This is a genomic window from Aquimarina macrocephali JAMB N27 (assembly GCF_000520995.1).
GTDB lineage: Bacteria > Bacteroidota > Bacteroidia > Flavobacteriales > Flavobacteriaceae > Aquimarina > Aquimarina macrocephali.
Genome location: NZ_JACA01000003.1, coordinates 71,053 through 90,421, shown reverse-complemented (window position 1 = coordinate 90,421; position 19,369 = coordinate 71,053). Strand labels below are relative to the sequence as shown.

The window sequence follows — 19,369 nt, the reverse complement described above, 5'->3', positions numbered from 1 at the left end:
CTTAATTTTTTTAGAATTGTAATTTTAAGTTAAAACCAAAATCTCTGGTTGTTGGTAATGACCCAGTAGAGTACCCTTGTAGGTTACCAGAACTTAAACCTCCTTCAGGATCTTCATGAGGAGTGTTTTTGTCAATAATCCAAAGGTTTGATCCAATTATACTTATAGATACATCATTTAAGAAAGTGTAGTCAATTAATTTTTTAGGAAAAGTGTATGTTAAAGAGACTTCACGTAATTTTACATAACTAGCATCATATACAAAAGCAGCATCAGGTAAACCTCTACGATATCCTTGAGCACCAAATCGATCTGCTCTGATTCGCGTAGTATTTGTAGATCCATCAGGATTTACACCTGGATTGATAAAACCACCGCCATCGGCTAAAGTATTTCTTACAGGATTTCCTAAATCATTGATAAAAGCTGTTTCGGCATATAAACCAGTTGCCAGACCATAATACTGATCCAAAGCAAATATGCTTCCTCCTTTTTGGATATCAATTAAAAAGCTAAAAGAAAGATTTTTATAATTAACTTTATTAGAAATACCCATCAACCATTCTGGGTTAGTATCTCCTATTACATTATTGGATGCAGTAGTTTTTATATGTTGTCCATTAGAAGGGTCTATAACTCTCTGCCCATTTATGTAGGTGTAATCTGTACCATAAATAACACCATATGGTTGACCTACAGTAGCGTTTATTGTAACACCTCCTTGAAAGTCACCTAATTGAAGATTTTCTATACCATCTTCTAAAGAAACTACTTTATTTTTATTTTTTGACCAGTTTACATTTACCTTCCAGGATAGATCGTCGGTTTTTATTGGGGTTCCGGATACAGATACTTCTATACCTTTATTTTCAATTTCTCCTGCATTAAGAATTTTAGAAGTATAACCAGTTCCTCTACTAACAGGTACTCCAAAAATTTGATCAATAGAGTTGTTTACGTAATATGCGACATCAAATCCAAATCTGTTTTGTAAAAGTTTCATTTCTAAACCAATCTCAGTACTTGTTGTTCTTTCAGGTTTTAGATTAGGATTCTTTTTTACGTTTCCTACAGAAGTACTTGCGCTTCCTATAGGAGTGTTCACATTATAACTATCATATAAAAAATCAAAAGGAGCACTATTACCTACTTCTGCATAATTGGCTCTTAATTTACCAAATGAAATAATATCTGTATCCAAAAGGCTAGAAAAAACAAAACTACCTGCAATAGATGGGTAGTAGAAAGTACTATTACCTTTTGGTAACGTTGAAGAATGATCTCTTCTTATGGTACCATCTAAAAACAACATGTTTTTATATCCAAGAGATACACTGGCATACACACCATCAACTCCAATTTTTTCATCTCTTTCTACCGGTAATGGAAGAGGTCCTTTACTGTTTTGTAATGAATATAATCTAGGAACACTTAGCCCACCACTGGTAGATGCATAAATAGATTGAAAGTGATTTCTTCTAATATTAGTTCCTAAAATCCCTTTAATATTAAATTCATCACTTAAGTTTTTATCAAAATTAAACATCAAATCATAGTTGGTTTCTGTATTTCGAATATCTCTTCTTCCATATCCAGAATCTACATTACCTCTACTAACTCCAAAACGAGTAGGAACACTACCATTAGCTCTTCTTTCTTCCTGTAATTCAGAATATGTATCTGTAGCGACTCTACCTGTAATATTAAACCAATCTGTTATTACATAGTTTAGAGAAACATTTCCTAAAAAACGATTTCTAGAATCAGATTGATAATTCTCATAACGTTTCCAATATGGATTATCCCAATAAATTGGCGTAGAACCGGCATCTGCAGAAGCAGGGTTCCAAGTTACGTTTCTTCTTGTTGCAAAATAAATATCTTCTTGTTGTCTTATATCAACATTGGTTTGCCACCATTGTTTAAAATTAGATACAATATTATCATTATATCCTGTAGAGTTACGACCTAAACCATCTGTTTTGATATAATTAGCATATCCAGTTGCAGTTAATTTATCACTAAGTTTAAAACTTCCGCTCATAGAAAAGTTATGCTTCTTGATAGAACTGTTTGGCATCAAACCAGTTTGATCAAACATCGTGTAGTTTAATCTAAAAGAACCCTGATCATATCCTTTGTCTAATGATAACGAATTTGTAATTGTTATCGGAGTCTCAAAAAATGAAATAGGACCATTCTCAGCGTTTACCCATGGAGTTGCTGTTCTGTAGTTAGGTGATGCAGGATCAAAAGAATCCCATTGGTATACTAATACACTTGAATCAAAAGCAGATCCATAAGAAGCATCATCATCATATTTAACTGTTTGATCATCTGCTGTGCCATCTCCCAATATATCTTCCTGATAAAAACCAGGACTATAACCAGCACCATATTGTGTTTGGTATTTTGCAAATGTACTTTTATCAATAGATCCAAATGTCATTCCAGAATTAACTGTAATTCCAAGTCCTTTAGATTTACCACCTTTTTTAGTAGTAATCATAATAACACCATTTGCAGCTCTTGAACCATAAAGAGCAGATGCAGCAGCACCTTTTAGAACGTTTATAGATTCTATATCCTCAGGGTTAATATCTGATGCAGCATTACCATAATCATAATACCCTCCTTGAGCTTGACCCTGACCAGCAGAATTACTATTTGTATTATTGATAGGAACCCCATCAATAACAAATAAAGCCTGGTTACTTCCAGTTAAAGAAGCATTACCTCTAATAACAACATTGGTAGACCCACCTATATTGTTATTTTTTCTAATTTGAATACCAGAAGCTTTTCCAGAAAGTGCGTTTACAAAATTTGCAGTTTTTACTTTAGTTAAATCTTCTCCATCAACTTCTTGTGTAGAATATCCTAAAGATTTTTTATCTCTAGAAATACCAAGAGCCGTAACTACTATCTCTTCTAATTGAGAAGCCGTAACTTCTAATTGTACATTAATAGTTTTTTGGGTGCCTACAATAACCTCCTGATCTGCAAAACCAAGGTAACTGAAGAGAAGAGTACTTCCTTCAGAAGCTTGTAACGAATACATCCCGTCAAAATCTGTTTGAGCTCCACTGTTGCTACCCTTTACTATAATGTTTACACCAGGTAATGGCATGCCGCCATCATCTGTGACCTTACCTGTAATAGGGGTTTCTTGCGCAACAGAAAATTGCGTCACTAATACCGTTAGAAGTATTAGCATGTTTTTTGTTAATAATTTCATTATTGCATGTTAATTTTTGTTAGTAAGCAAGGTTATTAAGAAAAATTACAGGATAATAAGGATAATGTTTTTTTAACAAAAAATTAACTGAGAAATTGTAAGGGTAACTTGAAAAGACGACTAATTAAGATTTTTCTTTTTATAAAGAAGTTTTAAACCATTTTAAACCTTATAATTTATAAAACGAAGATTATCTAATATTGTGATTTAATATGTAATGTTTTTTTGATAATAACAAAGATGAATTAAAATTTATCGAGTTGTTTTGTTGTTCTTAATTATATTGGATGTATTTAGATAGTCTTTTGATTCTAATTTTATTTTATATACATTCATCCATGTTAAATAGAGAAATGGGGTAGGGTAAATGAATTTGTAAACGTTATAAATATATCTAGAACAGTTTCATATTGAATAAATTAAGTACATATTGTAAAGGTTTTATATTAGCATTGGTAATGTTTGCATATTCTTGTGTAAATGATGACTCTTTTTTTCCTGATAGTATAGATGCTAAGATTACATCAAGTACAACAATCGTATCTATTCTTAATGATATAAAAACAAGAAATTCGGTAATAAATGAAGAGGAGCTGTGTTTTACCTTTAAATATCCATTGATATTTGGTTATAATACTGATTCGACCATACGAGTTGATGATTATAAAGGATTACTTGGGGTAATTTCTGGGCAAAGTGCAAATTTTAATATAACCGGGTTACAATTTCCTATTCAGATAATGTTTAAAGGAGCTAATGACCCTCTTCTTGTAGAAAATGAAGATTCTTTGATTAGTGTACTTAGAGAATGCCAGATAAAAACATTCAGAGATATTTTTAATCATTTATATAAACAATGTTTTAAGTTTGAATATCCTATTACGCTAAGTGATAAAGAAAATAAAGAAGTTAATATTGATAGCGAGGAAAATTTTAGTCGTTTTCTTACGGATCAAGGGGCTATTTATCAGCCGAATTTTATATTTCCAATATCAATACTAGTTACTCCAGATCTTAAGCCGACCCAAGTATCGACATATTATGAGTTTTATGAAATCATAAATAATTGTATTGGCTGCCCTACAATACGATTTGAAATCCAACCTTTACAAGATAATGAGTATAGATTCATTCCAGATATTGAGATTATGGATGGGTATCAACTATTTTTTAAAATCAATGGAGAGATAATTGCTGATCAGGTTGTTGATGGAAACCCATTTACAAGGCAATTTACTCCGGGAACATATGAAACTTGTATAAAAGTGATTACCACTAACTGCCTTAGCGGGACGATTGCTTGTAAAGAAATTGTGGTAGAACCTATTTGCCCGGATATTACATTTACTAATGAACGGGTTACAGGTACAAATACATATAAATTTAACCCTTCTGTTACAGGGGTAAGTAATGATGCTACTATAGGCTGGTATGTAAATGAAGTTTTTATTGAAAACTCGCTGTTAAGTGCAGGAGTAATAGAGCTTAATTTGGATCAAGGGACAAATAATGTATGTGCTAAAGTAATAACTCCAAATTGCCCCGATGGTATAAAGTTTTGTGACGAGATAATAGTTCCCTAATCACTCTGTACATTGTTAATGACAACGCGTTAAATAGTAATACATCTTAACTGTAAAATCCTTTTCTTTTATCGAGTATAGAACACGATATTTTTGATAATTTTGTGGCAAACAAAATAAAGTCATGAAGTATCACACCAGAAAAATTATAAAACCAGGCGATTTAAATTCTAATGAAACCTTATTTGGAGGTAGGTTATTAGAATGGATAGATGAAGAAGCGGCATTGTATGCAATTATACAATTACAAAACAGAAGAGTAGTGACTAAATTTATGTCTGAAATCAATTTTGTTAGCTCTGCAGTACAAGGTGATATTATTGAAATAGGAATGGACGTTGTGAAATTCGGAAATACCTCTTTGATTCTTAAATGTGAAGTGAGAAATAAGTTAACGCATAAGACAATTATTAAGGTAGAGAATATAACGGTAGTTAATCTTGATGTCAATGGAAAACCAGTATCACATGGTAAAACTAAGATTATACATGAAAAAGAGGAGTTACCTCAGAACTAGTTTTTTGACTAATACCTTGCCTAGTTCATCATTGAGGTTGTCTATTATTTTTTGCCTGCCATAGCTAAGTTCTTCTCTTAATACAGATGATGTAAGTTCAACATACACAGTTTCTCTTTCAAGTTTAATATTCCGTGTATATTTTGTTATTGCAGGCCCCATTATTTTTTCCCAAACATCACGTACAGCAACCTTGTCTAATCCTTTTTGTAGATTATTGTCTGAAACAAAGCTTTTTAAAGCCTCTTCCATACTCTGATGTTCTTGATGACGTTTTGCCATTATAATTTTAGCTTTTGATATCGTTGATAAAAGTAAACATTTCCTGTTTCATTCTTGAAAACTATCTCGTTTTCTTTTGCAGAAATAATGGTTTCTTTCCATGTCGCTAACGAGTTTTTATAATACAGCCTTACACTATCATTTTCAATAACTATAGTGAATATTTCCTGATTATTGGTAATTATAAAACTTCCATCCAGTCGAGGTCGTACTTTTTTACGTATTCCTATTGAATCTTTAACTTCAAAAAAGTCAATATCCTGATTGAACACATATTCTTTTTTGTTTTCATCTGGCAATACCACCTTTTTAATTTCCCAATACCCATCCAAATATTGAATATACTCTTTTGGGTTGGTGGTTGTACAGGAAGTGACATATAGGAGTACTACACAAAATAAAACTCGTCGCATATTTTATCTGAGTGTTTTTTATTTATCAGAAGAAATTTTAATAATCTCTATTTCTCTAATTCGTTATTTTTCAACTTAATAATTTTGTATGATTGCGATATCTTTTTTACCACACTTTCAGTTCGATCTGCATGAGTATCACTAATGAATAATTGTCCAAAATTTTGATCATCTACCAATTTTATAATATGTTCTACACGTTTTTCATCGAGTTTGTCAAAAATATCATCAAGCAAGAGTATAGGGTTTACTTTACTTTGTTTTTTAATAAAATCAAATTGAGCTAGTTTTAAAGCAATAAGAAACGATTTTTGCTGTCCCTGGCTTCCGAATTTTTTAATAGGATATCCTTCAATCTCAAAAGACAAATCATCTTTATGAACTCCCACACTGGTATATTGTAGCATTCTGTCTCTAGAAAGACTTTGTTCTAAAAGAATTAGTAAATTAGTTTCGGATAGCTTACTTTGATAAGAAAGAGTAACACTTTCTTTTCCAGAGCTAATTGCTTGATATCTGCTTTCGAAAATAGGAATAAAAACCTCTAAAAATGCTGCTCTTTTTTCGTAGATAATACTACCGTACTCATGCATTTGCTGGTTGTATACCTCTAATGTGGTAAGGTCAAAAGTATTATTGGCAGTAAAGTACTTTAATAGAGAGTTACGCTGTGATACAATTTTAGAATATTTTAATAATGTTTTTAGATAAGATTGATCACTTTGGGAGATCACACCATCTATAAATTTGCGACGAGTATCACTACCTTCTGTAATTAGATCTCTGTCTGCGGGAGAAATAATTACCAAAGGTAAAAAACCAATATGCTCGCTAAAAGTATCATATATTTTTGCGTTGCGTTTGATTACTTTTTTCTGCCCTCTTTTTGCACTAATAATAACTTTTTCATCACGACCTTCTTTTGTGTAAAGACCATCAATAACAAAAAAATCGGCATTATGCTTAATGTTTTGACTAGTAATTGGATTGAAATAGCTTTTACCAAATGACAAATGATAAATAGCATCCAGAATATTTGTTTTTCCGACCCCATTATTTCCAACAAGACAGTTTATTTTATCGTCAAATTCAAAATTGATGGACTCGAAATTTTTATAATTAAGTAAAGAAAGAGAATTTAAAATCATAAAATATTGATCATCAAGGAGTCCCGACTTTAATAGAATTCTTAGTTAACCGACGCAAATTATTGAAAAATAATAAATAGTTGTGCTTTTAATTGTGAATAAATATTTTATTTTTGCCGTTCATTAAAGAAAATTTATGGCAACTTACAAGAAACGTGGACACAAACCAAAAAACAAAGCTGAAGAAGTTGAGCAAATAGAAGACAATTCAACAACTGCTGAGGTATTTAATACCTTAGATGAAGGGGCTTCCAAAACTGAAGAATGGGTTGCAGCTAACCAAAAATACATACTAAGTGCTGTCGGAATGATAGCCGTTGTGATATTAGGATACCTTGGATTTCAGAAATTTATCCAGGAACCAAAAGAGGAAGAAGCAGCTAATGAGATGTTTACAGCACAACAGTATTTTGATAATGCTGTTAATGGTAACTCTAAACTTAGCGATTCATTATATACTTTAGCTCTTAATGGAGGAGAAGGAAAGTATGGTTTTTTAGGAATTATAGAGAATTATGGTAGTACCGATGCTGCTAACCTATCAAACTATTATGCTGGATTTTCTTACCTAAATATGAATAAATACCAGGAAGCAATCAATTACCTTGATAGTTTTAAGAGTGATGATGATATATTAGGCCCTTTAGCTCTTGGAGGTATTGGTGATGCATTTTCTCAGCTTGATCAAACAGAAGAAGCATTAGGGTATTATGAGAAAGCGGCTAAAGCAAAGGTAAATGACTTTACTACTCCGAAGTTTTTATTAAAAGCAGCAATTACTGCAATATCTCTTGATAAACCAGAAGTTGCAATTCCGTATTTAGAAAGAATTAAAGAAGAATTTCCTAAGAGTGTAGAAGCTAATCAAGCAGATGTACATCTAGGTAAAGCACAAGCAATGAAGTAATAGTTTTGTGGTTCTAATTTTCAGTTTTTTGCTGAAACCTGAAATCCAAGACGCGAAACCAATATGGCTACAGAAAATAAAAATTTATCACAATACGATAAAACAACTATCCCAAATGCGAAAAATTTTCGGTTTGGGATTGTTGTTTCAGAATGGAATGAAGAAATTACCCAAGGGTTATTTCAAGGTGCATTTGATGCATTTATAGATTGTGGAGCAGTAAAAGAAAACATAGTACGCTGGAATGTACCCGGAAGTTTCGAATTGATATATGGGTGTAAGAAAATGCAAGAATCTTTTGATATGCTTGATGCTGTTATCGCCGTAGGGTCTGTTATACAAGGAGAAACCAAACATTTTGACTTTGTTTGTGAAGGTGTTACGCAAGGAATCAAGGACTTAAATATTGCTAGTGATATCCCTGTAATCTTTTGTGTACTTACTGATAATACACTACAGCAATCTATTGATCGTTCTGGAGGAAAGCATGGTAATAAAGGAACTGAAGCAGCAATTGCAGCTATCAAAATGGCGCAGTTGCGTAAAGATGCAACTTTTTATAAATAAGAATTCTCTGACTAAAATCTAAGCGGTATAATCTTTGCTATTTATATTTTGATGTTATTGTAATGCTAAAAACTTTACATTACAATGCTTTTTAAGTATATTTGGATAATCAAAAAGATAGAAGCAGATTGTGAAGTTAAGTATCCCAAAAAGAAGGAAAAACCGAAGATTCAATTACACCCCTAGGTACTATGAAGGTAAAAGTGGAGGTAATATCTATAATTTTGAGAATAAAATTACCAAATACAGGGATGCTACAAATGATATAGATTTTGGTTCACACTGGGCAGAAGCCCGTACATCGAGTCGTAATCGAGGTAATCGTGAAATTAATAGAAAGGTTATTTATATTGCAATAATCCTGATCTTCATCTTTTTGTATATAATTGATTTTGATTTATCCATATTTACTGCACGACGATAGATGTCTGATATCATTCAACTATTACCAGATCACGTAGCTAATCAAATTGCTGCCGGAGAGGTGGTTCAACGACCAGCTTCAGTAGTGAAAGAGCTGTTAGAGAACGCAATTGATGCTAAGGCTACGCATATAAAATTAATTATAAAAGAAGCTGGTAAAACTCTTATTCAGGTTATTGATAATGGATCAGGAATGAGCGTTACCGATGCCAGGCTGAGTTTTGAACGGCATGCTACTTCAAAAATAAAAGCGGCAGAAGATATTTTTCAATTAGATACCAAAGGTTTCAGAGGAGAAGCTCTGGCTTCTATTGCTGCGATTGCTCATGTAGAGTTAAAAACGAAGCAAGAAGAAGACGAGGTAGGTACAGAGATTAATATAGAAGGTAGTGAAGTGATTTCTCAAGAAGTATGCGTAACTCCAAAAGGAACTTCTATAAGTGTCAAAAATTTATTTTATAATATTCCTGCAAGGCGAAATTTTTTAAAATCAAATGCAGTAGAACTACGCCATATTATCGATGAATTTCATCGGGTGACTATGGCACATCATTCTATTAAATTTGATATGTACCACAATGGTAGTGAAGTTTTTAACCTGCCTATTACAAATTGTCGCCAACGTATTGTAAATATTTTTGGAGGGAAAACCAATGAAAAACTTGTTCCCGTTGAAGAAGAAACAGACTTAGTTACTATAAGTGGATTTATAGGAAAACCAGAATATGCCAAGCGTACTCGTGGCGAGCAGTTTTTCTTTGTTAATAATAGATTTATTAAGAGCCCTTATTTAAATCATGCTGTTAATGCCGCATTTGAAGGTTTGCTAAAAGATAAAGCACACCCAAGCTATTTTGTATACCTTACTGTGGATCCCAAATCAATAGATATTAATATTCACCCTACTAAGACCGAAATTAAATTTGAAGATGAGCATGCGTTGTATGCCATGTTAAGAGCTTCGATAAAACATAGCCTTGGGCAATTTAATGTAGCACCTGTATTAGATTTTAATAGAGATGCTTCGATGGATACACCTTATGAGTATAAGAGCAAAACTGCTCAGACACCTACAATAGAGGTAGATCGTAATTTTAATCCGTTTAAAGATGAAAAAGTATCTGGTGGCAGCTCGTTTTCGGGCAAAAGCCATACATCGTTTAAAAAAGAATCTGCCGGAGACTGGGAGAATCTGTATGTAGGGTTAGAATCTGAAATGACAACCATCAAGTCTACTGAAAATGATTTTTCTTCAGTAGAATTCGAAAGCGTAGAAGTTACAGGATCATTGTTTGAGACCGATGAAAAAAAAGTTGGACATCATACAACGTATCAACTTAGAAAAAAATATATTGTTACTACCATAAAAAGTGGGATGGTGATTGTTAATCAAAACCGAGCACATCAAAGAATATTATACGAAGAGTTATTGCGTAATATTACTATGGCAAGTGCTGTAAGTCAACAATTATTGTTTCCACTGGTACTTTCTTTTACCAAAAAAGAGATTGAACTTCTTACTACTGTAAAAGAACAGCTCGAAAATACAGGGTTTGTTTTTGGAGAGTTATCCCCCGGAGAAGTTGAAATTATGGGAATACCATCGGTTACTTCAGAAAAAGAAGTAGCTCAACTTTTGGAACAGTTGATTAGTGATCTCGAAAGTGAAGTGCCAGATAGTGGTTTTTCTCAGACAGATTTGCTAGCCAGATCCATTTCAAAAAGTATTGCAGTGCGAGCAGGAGTAGAATTGGCTTCAGAACAACAACAGTATATGGTAAATAGCCTGTTTGCATGTACTGAGCCTACTATAACACCAAATAATAAGCCGACTTTCATTACGTTAACAGTAGATGAAATCGATAAGAAATTTTAATACATAAATGGGAAGGATTACACCAGCTGTTAAAAACATATTGATTATAAATGTCATTTTTTGGATAGGAGCACTTTCGATAGCTAAAGGAGTGTTGTTTAATAATTTATTTGCATATCATTTTGTTAGTAATGATTTATTCAAACCTTGGCAGGTAATTACTCATATGTTTATGCATGCAAATTACGTTCCTACAGAGAATGGTCAAACTATTTACTTTCAACATATATTATTCAATATGTTTGGTTTGTGGATGTTCGGAACACCAGTGGAGCGATTTTTAGGAGTTAAAAAATTTGTTTTTTTCTATATTTCGGCTGGCCTTGGAGCTTTATTGATACATGCTGGTTATGATTATTTTCAATTTCAGGATTCATTATCTCAATTGGTAAATGCAGGTTATGAGCGTGATGTAATTTTTGACGTTCTTAACCAAGGGAAATATATGCCAGTTTGGGAAAATACCTTGAGTCCAAATGATTTCAAACAATTAGTAGGGAATTTTAATGGAACATTAGTAGGAGCCTCTGGTGCATTAATGGGAATTTTGGTGGCGTTTGGAGTTTTATTTCCAAATCAAGAACTTATGTTAATCTTTTTACCAATTCCTATAAAAGCTAAATACTTTATTCCTGGAATTATTTTATTAGATTTATTTTCTATGCTTACTGGGTATTCTGTCTTCAGCCCTTCCAATACAGCTTATTTAGCACATTTGGGTGGAGCTCTCTTTGGGTTTATTATGATATGGTATTGGAAAAAGAATTCGTTCAATGATAAACGGTGGTATTAATCGATGACAGCAAATAATCTATCATATCAGTTTAAAACAGCTAATGTAATCATTAAGCTTATTGTTATTAATGTAGCTTTATTTTTATTCGCTACACTAGGATCCTGGATTTTTAAAACAAACTCTGGCGCTTTGATGGAGTGGTTTGTTTTACCTGTTGATCCTGGATCGTTGATCATACAACCCTGGAGTATTCTCACGTATAGTTTTTTGCATTTTGATTTTTGGCATATTTTCTGGAATATGCTAGTGCTATACTGGTTTGGACAATATGTTTTAAACTTATTTACCGAAAAAAGATTTCTCACAATTTACTTATTAGGTGCTATCTGCGGAGGATTATTATTTGTGTTGGCCTATAATGTATTTCCGGTTTTAAATAACACATTAGCATATTTAATTGGAGCATCGGCTGCAGTTCGTGCCATTATGATTTTTATTGCTGCATATACACCAAATTCTGAAGTACGAATCTTTATGTTTAACATCAAATTATGGCAGATAGGGGTGTTCGTAGTGCTTTCTGATCTTATCCAAATTCCTACATCTGGTAATGCTGGTGGATTGATTGCTCATTTGGGCGGTGCACTTTTTGGTTATATATATGCGATTCAACTTAAAAAAGGAAATGATATTGGTTCCTGGTTCGAAAAACTTATGGATGGGTTAAGTACCATGTTTACTTCAAAAAAGAAAAGCCCTTTAAAGACAGTACATAAATCAAAAACTCATAAAAGAGCCCCTAAGAAAACAGTGACTTCTTCAGTTAAAACTCCTAATCAGAAACAAATTGATGCTATTTTGGATAAAATTAGCAAAAGTGGTTATGATAGTTTAACCAAAGAAGAGAAAGATTTTTTGTTTAAAGCAGGGAAGGAGTAGTTATGAGGAAAGTAATTAGCAAGATCGTCTTTTTGATGAACGCTATGGCAGCTTCTGCCTTGTTACTGTCCTATTTACTACCTTATGTTTCTCCAAAAACGTTTCCGTTATTGTCTGTGTTAAGTTTGGCAGTACCAATTCTAATTGTGATTAATGTGTTGTTTCTGTTATTTTGGGCAGTACAACTCAATAAAAAGGGAATACTTTCTCTGGTTGTACTAATTCTTGGAATTTCTCACGTATCTTCATTGTATAAGCTTAGAGGAAAGTCAACCGATGAGGTTGAGGATGGTATTTCATTGATGAGTTATAACGTACATAGTTTTAACCGTTTTTTTTGGATAACCTCAGAAACAATTCCCCGGGATATTTCAAAATTGGTGAAAGATCAAAACCCAGACATCTTTTGTGCTCAGGAATATTATAATAATCCGGATATCGATTTTAGCCAATATGTAAATAAGTATGAGTATTTTAATCACAACAGTAGAGAATTAGCATTGGTTATCTTTTCGAAATTTCCGTTTATAAATAAAGGCTCTTTAAATTTTGAGAATACGGCTAACAATGTGATTTTTGCAGATGTAATATTTCCTAAGGATACTATTAGAGTGTATAATATTCATTTACAATCTCATAGGATTAGTTCTAAAACAGATGATTTGGCCAAGGCAGATTCTCAAAAGTTATTAAAACGCATCGGAGTATCTTTTAAAAGACAACAAACTCAGACAGAGCAGCTTATAGAGCATATGAAATCTTCTCCATATAGAAATATTGTGATGGGAGATTTTAATAATACGGCATATTCATATGTATACGATAAAATTAGATCAGAAAACCTTCAGGATACTTTTAAGAAAGCAGGAAAGGGATTTGGTAAAACTTTTAAGTTTGAATTGTTTCCGGCTAGAATTGATTTTATTTTAGTACCCGAAGAATTTGAAGTACAAGGGTTTAAAAGCTTTGATCTTGAGCTTTCAGATCATTTTCCTATACTATCAAAAATAAAACTTTAGCTTTTTAAAGGAGCAATACCATTTTCTTAATGATTCATTATCATATTACAATCCATCTATACTAATAGCGTTTGTTTCCATTTTTGCTTCCCAATCTTCAAAGAAAACTGCATGTTTGTTTTTCATCATTTGCTTCATTCTTTCTTTTACAGACTGTTGTATTTGAAGGGGTAATGTGTAGAATTTTTTACTGATTTTGGTTAACCTTCCATCATAATTGCTATTCTGATGTCTAATAGTTACTCTCCTTTTGTTATGATAGATAATAATCTTTACTCTACCATCTGTATATCCATCTTGTCCCATAGTGCCATAAACCAATACAAGATCTGCCTGGCCATCATTGTCTAAATCAGATAAACTTGAGTATTTGTTCCAAAATCCAATCGATGTTTCCCAATCTTTATCTATATCATCTTTAATAGAAGATTTTTTTTTGAACTGTTTGTTTCTATAAGATAAATTAAGTGCTTTTATCTGGTCATACAAAGTGTCATTTTTTTCATCTATTCCTTTAAAACGTTCTGATAATAACAGGTAATATTCTCCCAACTCGTCTTTATACGAATATGCCTGGTATATAGGGGAGACAATATCGAACCGCCTTTTTGTTCTTTTAGTAAAAGTTGATGCGATTTCTTTATTAGAAAGTCTACGGGCCATTTTTGGATCGAATGAAATAGAATCAAGCCTTTTTAGCTCTACTATTGGGGTAGAATCCTCTTTTGTTACTTGTTGTTCAGTATTGTTATTGGAATCTTTTGTTTGTTTTCCACAAGAAAATAAGCTAACAATTACGATAAAAAATAGAAGTTTGTTCATAGAAAAAAATAGATTAAAAGCAGTTTCTTAGCACCAGTTCTATACTAAATGTAATCAATATTTTCTAAAATGGAATGTGTGAGCTATTTTTTACATCATCCAGCAATCAAGCTGATCTGTAAGAATATGCCATAGTAGAGCTAATCCGATAATTCTCGTTTTAGGAAAAAATAACATAATTCCATATGCTGTAATAGCATAATAACTATGTAAAGGATGGAATCCAATACTACACCGATTAGGGTCAAAAATTTGATCGGCCAAAACATGATCGATATCGATTAGCATAGCTGCTATAAATAAAAAATAGACCTTCTTCCACTGTTTAGGGAAGAAGAGTACTGCGATGAATAATGGAACTATGAAATGAAACCCATAATGTAAGATCGGTCGGATCATAGAAAAACAGGTTGATTCTCAAGATAAGTCAAAGCATTGGTCCCTTCATTAAATACCAAATCTAAAATAGAGAGGTTAGGTATAAAACCATATTTGTCTTCAAAAACTTGAATATAAGGTTGAAGATCATATGACTTTGTTTTTTTTGCATTTACCAGATTTCGCAAATCAGTAACTTCTTTGGGATCCTTGTCATATGTAGTAGTTTTAGAAAAAGAAGTATCTAATTGAAGACAGTCTAGTACGACTTGCATACATTCATAATTGAAATCCAGAAGAAATTCTTTGGGTTTTTCAAATAAGTGAACAAATTCATGTTCATAATATTCAAAAAACGGCGAAGTTCTGTAAGCAGTTTCAAGAGATTTCCAATGCAATGCTTGCCATTGAAAATCATTCTCGATACGAACATCCCTGTATAATTGTCTTTCTTGCTTTTGATTATGCTTAATAGGAATGGACAATAAAAGTTTACCATTTGCTCCATAGACATAAGTACGGTTACGATAGGTTTGTTTTTGATAATTATCTTCATTTTCAAAAACAACAACATCAGATTTGGCTACAGCTACATACTGCAGTATAGATCCAAAATACATAGGATGGAGTAGGGATGTTTTCAATTTTATGGTACTGGGTGTTAAGCTCCTTTTTTCCTTTTACGATATTGATTATAGATAATCCAGCCAGCTAAAACAATCAGGAAATATTTAAAATAGGAAATCGGTTTTCCATTTCCTCCAACGGTAGTGAACATGCGTTCCCATCGTACTTTGTTAAAAAGCCCTTTAGCATTAGAATCCCAGCTAAACCATACAAAAACAGGTTTCCCTACAATATGATTAGCAGGAACATAACCCCATACACGACTATCTTCACTGTTATGACGATTATCACCCATCATCCAGTAGTAATCTTGTTTAAAAGTATAGCTATCTATAGGTTTGCCGTTAAGGAGTACTTGCGTGCCATTTACAGATAGTTTATTGTCAATTCCCATTTCAGAACCTTCATAGACTTCTATAATTCTTCTGTAAAGGGAGAAACTTTTGAGATCCATTTTCACTGTTTTACCAGCTTCAGGAATATAAATTGCACCAAAATTATCAGAGTTCCAGTTTACTTTACCATTATTAGGAAAGATTTTAGGATCTTTTAAACCTTTTGGAGTCACATTTCTCTGTATACTAGCTATGTTTTGATGATTTTTAAATCGAGAAGCAGCTTCCTCGGTCATACCGTGAGCACTAAATTGTGAATTGTTATATCCAAACTCATTAGGCTTTATTTTATAACGGTTATATAGGTTTTGAAGATTGAAACTGCTACCCTTTGTAGTTCCAGAATATGAAAACTGTAATTGAGCTCGTTCTGGTAATTTAGTTTGTTTTCCATTAACATAGACAAAACCATCTACTACCGCCAGAGAATCCCCGGGAGTACCTACACAACGTTTTACATAATTAGATTTTTTATCTATAGGTTTATAATGATGTTTACCATCGCTATATTGCTGAAAAGCATTTACGGTATCTATTGGCCAGCTAAATACAACAATATCATTACGTTTGATTTTTTGAAAACCAGGTAATCTAAAATATGGATATTGTGGTTTGTTAGAATATGATTTGGTTCGTACCAGTGGGATTGTATCATGAACCATAGGAAAAGATACTGCTGTCATAGGAGTACGAGCACCATAATGAAATTTACTAACAAATAAGAAGTCCCCGACCAGTAATGTTCTTTCTAAAGAACCGGTAGGGATGGTGTAGGGCTGCATAAAATAAGTGTGTACTATAGTTGCAGCAACAATTGCAAATAGAATTGAACTTACCCATTCTCCTGTTGCGGTTCTTGGTTTTAGATCTCGATCTTCAATATAAGTTACATTGAGCATGTAATTGACATAAAAGATATAGAATCCAAGAGTAACGATAACCAGAATGGTATCGGTGGTAGAGTTTTTCCCAAAACTTCGTATCGTTTCTACCCAAATAACAGGGAGCATAATAACATTTATTACAGGGATAAATAACAATATCACCCACCACCATGGACGATTTATAATCTTCATTAAAATTACAGCATTATAGACCGGGATAAGAGCCTCCCATGCTTTTCTACCCGCTTTATTATATAATTTCCAGGTTCCCAGAAAATGAATAACCTGTAGTATCAGGAAAAAAATAAACCATTCTGTAAGTATCATCTTTTAATATATTTTTTAATATAAGTCCCTTTTATCTGTAAAGTGTTACACTTTTTATAAACCTAGTACATCTTTCATACTATAAACTCCGGTTTTATCTTTTAACCATTCGGCAGCGACAACAGCTCCTAGAGCAAAACCATTACGATTATGTGCAGTGTGTTTGATTTCTATATCATCAACGAGAGAAGAGTATGTTATGGTATGAGTACCGGGAACTTTATCAATTCTTTTTGCAACAATCGGGATGGTATTTTCATCACCTTTATCCAGTTGCCATGCCTTTTTATCTGTATTTTGAATAACTCCCTCTGCCAGTGTTATTGCAGTACCACTTGGAGCATCTAGTTTTTCGGTATGATGAATTTCTTCCATAGATATAGCATACCCTTCTAAAGGGTTCATCATCTTAGCAAGCTTTTTATTAAGTTCGAAGAATAAATTTACGCCCAAACTATAATTTGAAGCATAAATGAATCCTCCTTTTTTTTCATTACATAATTCAAGGATATCATCATAATGATCTAGCCATCCCGTTGTACCAGATATTACGGGAACATTGGCATTAAAACAATTGGTGATATTATTTACTGCTGCGTCAGGAATACTAAAATCAATAGCTACATCGGCTTCAGAAAGATCATATGTAGTATCACCTTTATCTACTTTAAGTACTATGGTATGACCTCTTTCTATTGCGATCTTTTCTATGGTTTTACCCATTTTGCCATATCCCAGTAGTGCAATTTTCATATTTTGGTTGATATTAATTCACTAAGCTCTTAAGGATTAGTATTTCTTAAAAGCTATAGTTGAGTGATACGCCATAATTTGGTTTGGCATTAAACTCATTAAAATTTATTTTTGGTTTGAACGAGAGATCTTCGGTTACGTTATATTGTAATAAGTGAGCCGTAACGTTTGCATCTACAATATTTAAAAGATAAACTCCTACTGTTATTAACAGTGATAATTCTTTATCTCGACGAAAACGTTCTTGCAATGATATTAATTGATCATTTGTTATATTCGGAAACTCATCATCTGTAAAACCTGCCAGTCTGCGTTTGTATATATCCCTAAAGCGATTATACTTATTGTTATTATCGATATAGAAATAAATACCTGTTCCTAATGCCGCATATACGATAGGGATTTTCCAATATTTTTTAGTGTATGCTTGCCCTAATCCCGGTAGAACTGCAGAATAAAATGCTGCTCTAGCGGGAGCCAAAGGCTCATAAGGACGTATTTTCCTTTCCCTTTTTTTCTTTTTTACAGGAACTTCTTCTGTAATAACTTTTAATTCTTCATTTTCTTGAGAAAGAATATTTTGAATAGAAAGTAGTACAAAAAAAATAATATAAAAGAATTTAATCTTCACTATCTATAAGTTTCTTTAAGCGTTTAAAATCTTCTTCTGAAGAAAATGGTATGATAAGTTTTCCACTTCCTTTACCAGAAACTTTTATATCAATTTTTGCGCCAAAATAGTCTGAAAACTCTTTTACCCCTTTGGCAATGTGTTTTGGTAGCTGATTATTAGTAGAAGAAGCCTTGGCATTAGGGGTGTTTTCTGTTTTATCATTAAGAGATCTAACTATTTTTTCGGTATCACGAACAGATAATGATTTTCCTATAATACTCTCATAAATATCCAGTTGCTGTTGCTGATCTTCAATATTTATCAAAGCACGACCATGCCCCATAGATATAAAACCATCTCGCATCCCTGTTTGTACAATAGGATCTAGTTTTAGTAATCTTAAGTAATTAGCAATAGTAGATCTTTTTTTTCCTACTCTGTCACTCAATTGCTCTTGTGTCAGACTAATCTCATCGATAAGACGTTGATATGATAGGGCAATTTCAATAGGATCTAAATCCTGTCGTTGAATATTCTCTACCAATGCCATTGTTAATGACTCTTGGTCATTAGCAATACGAATATATGCAGGTATTGTTTTTAACCCAGCTAATTTTGAAGCTCGAAAACGACGTTCTCCACTTACTAACTGATAATTGTCAAAATCTAATTTACGAACTGTAATTGGCTGTATAACGCCAACTTCTTTTATCGAGGTTGCAAGTTCTCGTAATGTCTCATCATTAAAACTAGTACGAGGCTGAAATGGATTTACATCTATACTATTTAGATCTAATTCTATAATATTACCAACTACTTTATCGGCATTTTTGTCCTCTACTGATTGTATATCATTATCAGGATCTTTTAATAGTGCCGATAATCCTCTTCCTAGTGCCTGCTTTTTAGTTGCCTTCGCCAT

At 32.7% G+C, this 19,369-nt stretch carries 20 protein-coding genes; 9 read left to right on the top strand and 11 right to left on the bottom strand.

Annotated elements, in window-relative coordinates:
* Nucleotides 1–10: 10 nt before the first annotated feature.
* Nucleotides 11–3,238, bottom strand: a complete 3,228-nt coding sequence (locus Z054_RS0103365) for a SusC/RagA family TonB-linked outer membrane protein (protein ID WP_024768683.1) — start codon at nt 3,236–3,238, stop codon at nt 11–13.
* A gap of 410 nt (nt 3,239–3,648) precedes the next feature.
* On the opposite strand from Z054_RS0103365, the gene Z054_RS0103360 reads away from it, so the two are divergent.
* Together Z054_RS0103360 and Z054_RS0103355 are read left to right on the top strand one after the other, a co-directional pair.
* Nucleotides 3,649–4,821: a hypothetical protein gene (locus Z054_RS0103360; RefSeq protein WP_024768682.1), complete on the top strand. Its 1,173-nt coding sequence runs from the start codon at nt 3,649–3,651 to the stop codon at nt 4,819–4,821.
* A 124-nt stretch (nt 4,822–4,945) separates the two neighbouring features.
* Complete coding sequence (locus tag Z054_RS0103355) at nt 4,946–5,338, top strand: acyl-CoA thioesterase (RefSeq protein WP_024768681.1); 393 nt, start codon at nt 4,946–4,948, stop codon at nt 5,336–5,338.
* Here the strand turns inward: Z054_RS0103355 and Z054_RS0103350 are convergent.
* From Z054_RS0103350 to recF, 3 genes are read right to left on the bottom strand one after another with little or no spacing between them, the layout of a single operon-like run.
* Complete coding sequence (locus Z054_RS0103350) at nt 5,324–5,620, bottom strand: DUF721 domain-containing protein (RefSeq protein ID WP_024768680.1); 297 nt, start codon at nt 5,618–5,620, stop codon at nt 5,324–5,326. The genes Z054_RS0103355 and Z054_RS0103350 overlap by 15 nt on opposite strands.
* Nucleotides 5,620–6,033 carry a hypothetical protein gene (locus Z054_RS0103345; protein ID WP_024768679.1) on the bottom strand — a complete coding sequence of 138 codons (414 nt, stop codon included), beginning with the start codon at nt 6,031–6,033 and terminating at the stop codon, nt 5,620–5,622. The genes Z054_RS0103350 and Z054_RS0103345 overlap by 1 nt, the downstream gene beginning before the upstream one ends.
* Before the next feature lie 47 nt (nt 6,034–6,080).
* Entirely contained in the window at nt 6,081–7,181 is a 1,101-nt protein-coding gene (gene recF / locus Z054_RS0103340; protein WP_024768678.1) for a DNA replication/repair protein RecF, read from the bottom strand.
* 136 nt (nt 7,182–7,317) lie between these two features.
* Here recF and Z054_RS0103335 point away from each other — a divergent pair, with 136 nt between their 5' ends.
* From Z054_RS0103335 to Z054_RS0103305, 7 genes are all read left to right on the top strand, one after another.
* Nucleotides 7,318–8,088, top strand: coding sequence for a tetratricopeptide repeat protein (locus Z054_RS0103335; protein ID WP_024768677.1), 771 nt, complete (start codon nt 7,318–7,320; stop codon nt 8,086–8,088).
* 63 nt (nt 8,089–8,151) lie between these two features.
* Nucleotides 8,152–8,655 carry a 6,7-dimethyl-8-ribityllumazine synthase gene (gene ribH, locus Z054_RS0103330; protein WP_024768676.1) on the top strand — a complete coding sequence of 168 codons (504 nt, stop codon included), beginning with the start codon at nt 8,152–8,154 and terminating at the stop codon, nt 8,653–8,655.
* Between the two features lie 127 nt (nt 8,656–8,782).
* The gene (locus Z054_RS0103325; RefSeq protein ID WP_035090467.1) at nt 8,783–9,079 is read left to right on the top strand and encodes a hypothetical protein; all 297 of its coding nucleotides are present in this window, start codon (nt 8,783–8,785) and stop codon (nt 9,077–9,079) included.
* On the top strand, nt 9,080–10,954 hold the full coding sequence (gene mutL / locus Z054_RS0103320; protein WP_024768674.1) for a DNA mismatch repair endonuclease MutL: 1,875 nt from the start codon (nt 9,080–9,082) through the stop codon (nt 10,952–10,954).
* A gap of 7 nt (nt 10,955–10,961) precedes the next feature.
* Nucleotides 10,962–11,747 (top strand): rhomboid family intramembrane serine protease, encoded by a 786-nt coding sequence (locus tag Z054_RS0103315; RefSeq protein WP_024768673.1) that lies wholly within the window; start codon nt 10,962–10,964, stop codon nt 11,745–11,747.
* Between the two features lie 3 nt (nt 11,748–11,750).
* The gene (locus Z054_RS0103310; protein WP_024768672.1) at nt 11,751–12,629 is read left to right on the top strand and encodes a rhomboid family protein; all 879 of its coding nucleotides are present in this window, start codon (nt 11,751–11,753) and stop codon (nt 12,627–12,629) included.
* 2 nt (nt 12,630–12,631) lie between these two features.
* The gene (locus Z054_RS0103305; protein WP_024768671.1) at nt 12,632–13,648 is read left to right on the top strand and encodes an endonuclease/exonuclease/phosphatase family protein; all 1,017 of its coding nucleotides are present in this window, start codon (nt 12,632–12,634) and stop codon (nt 13,646–13,648) included.
* Nucleotides 13,649–13,693: 45 nt separating this feature from the next.
* On the opposite strand, the gene Z054_RS29865 is transcribed toward Z054_RS0103305, so the two are convergent.
* The 7 genes from Z054_RS29865 to Z054_RS0103270 form a co-directional block, all read right to left on the bottom strand.
* Nucleotides 13,694–14,470 (bottom strand): M949_RS01915 family surface polysaccharide biosynthesis protein, encoded by a 777-nt coding sequence (locus tag Z054_RS29865; RefSeq protein ID WP_024768670.1) that lies wholly within the window; start codon nt 14,468–14,470, stop codon nt 13,694–13,696.
* Nucleotides 14,471–14,560: 90 nt separating this feature from the next.
* Complete coding sequence (locus Z054_RS0103295; RefSeq protein ID WP_024768669.1) at nt 14,561–14,869, bottom strand: DUF6122 family protein; 309 nt, start codon at nt 14,867–14,869, stop codon at nt 14,561–14,563.
* Nucleotides 14,866–15,492, bottom strand: coding sequence for a WbqC family protein (locus Z054_RS0103290; protein WP_024768668.1), 627 nt, complete (start codon nt 15,490–15,492; stop codon nt 14,866–14,868). Before Z054_RS0103290 ends, Z054_RS0103295 begins: the two co-directional genes overlap by 4 nt.
* Nucleotides 15,493–15,509: 17 nt before the next feature.
* On the bottom strand, nt 15,510–17,081 hold the full coding sequence (lepB, locus tag Z054_RS0103285) for a signal peptidase I (protein ID WP_024768667.1): 1,572 nt from the start codon (nt 17,079–17,081) through the stop codon (nt 15,510–15,512).
* A gap of 54 nt (nt 17,082–17,135) precedes the next feature.
* Complete coding sequence (gene dapB / locus Z054_RS0103280) at nt 17,136–17,834, bottom strand: 4-hydroxy-tetrahydrodipicolinate reductase (RefSeq protein WP_024768666.1); 699 nt, start codon at nt 17,832–17,834, stop codon at nt 17,136–17,138.
* A gap of 46 nt (nt 17,835–17,880) precedes the next feature.
* Nucleotides 17,881–18,465 carry a DUF5683 domain-containing protein gene (locus Z054_RS0103275; protein ID WP_024768665.1) on the bottom strand — a complete coding sequence of 195 codons (585 nt, stop codon included), beginning with the start codon at nt 18,463–18,465 and terminating at the stop codon, nt 17,881–17,883.
* Nucleotides 18,455–19,369, bottom strand: coding sequence for a ParB/RepB/Spo0J family partition protein (locus Z054_RS0103270; protein ID WP_024768664.1), 915 nt, complete (start codon nt 19,367–19,369; stop codon nt 18,455–18,457). Before Z054_RS0103270 ends, Z054_RS0103275 begins: the two co-directional genes overlap by 11 nt.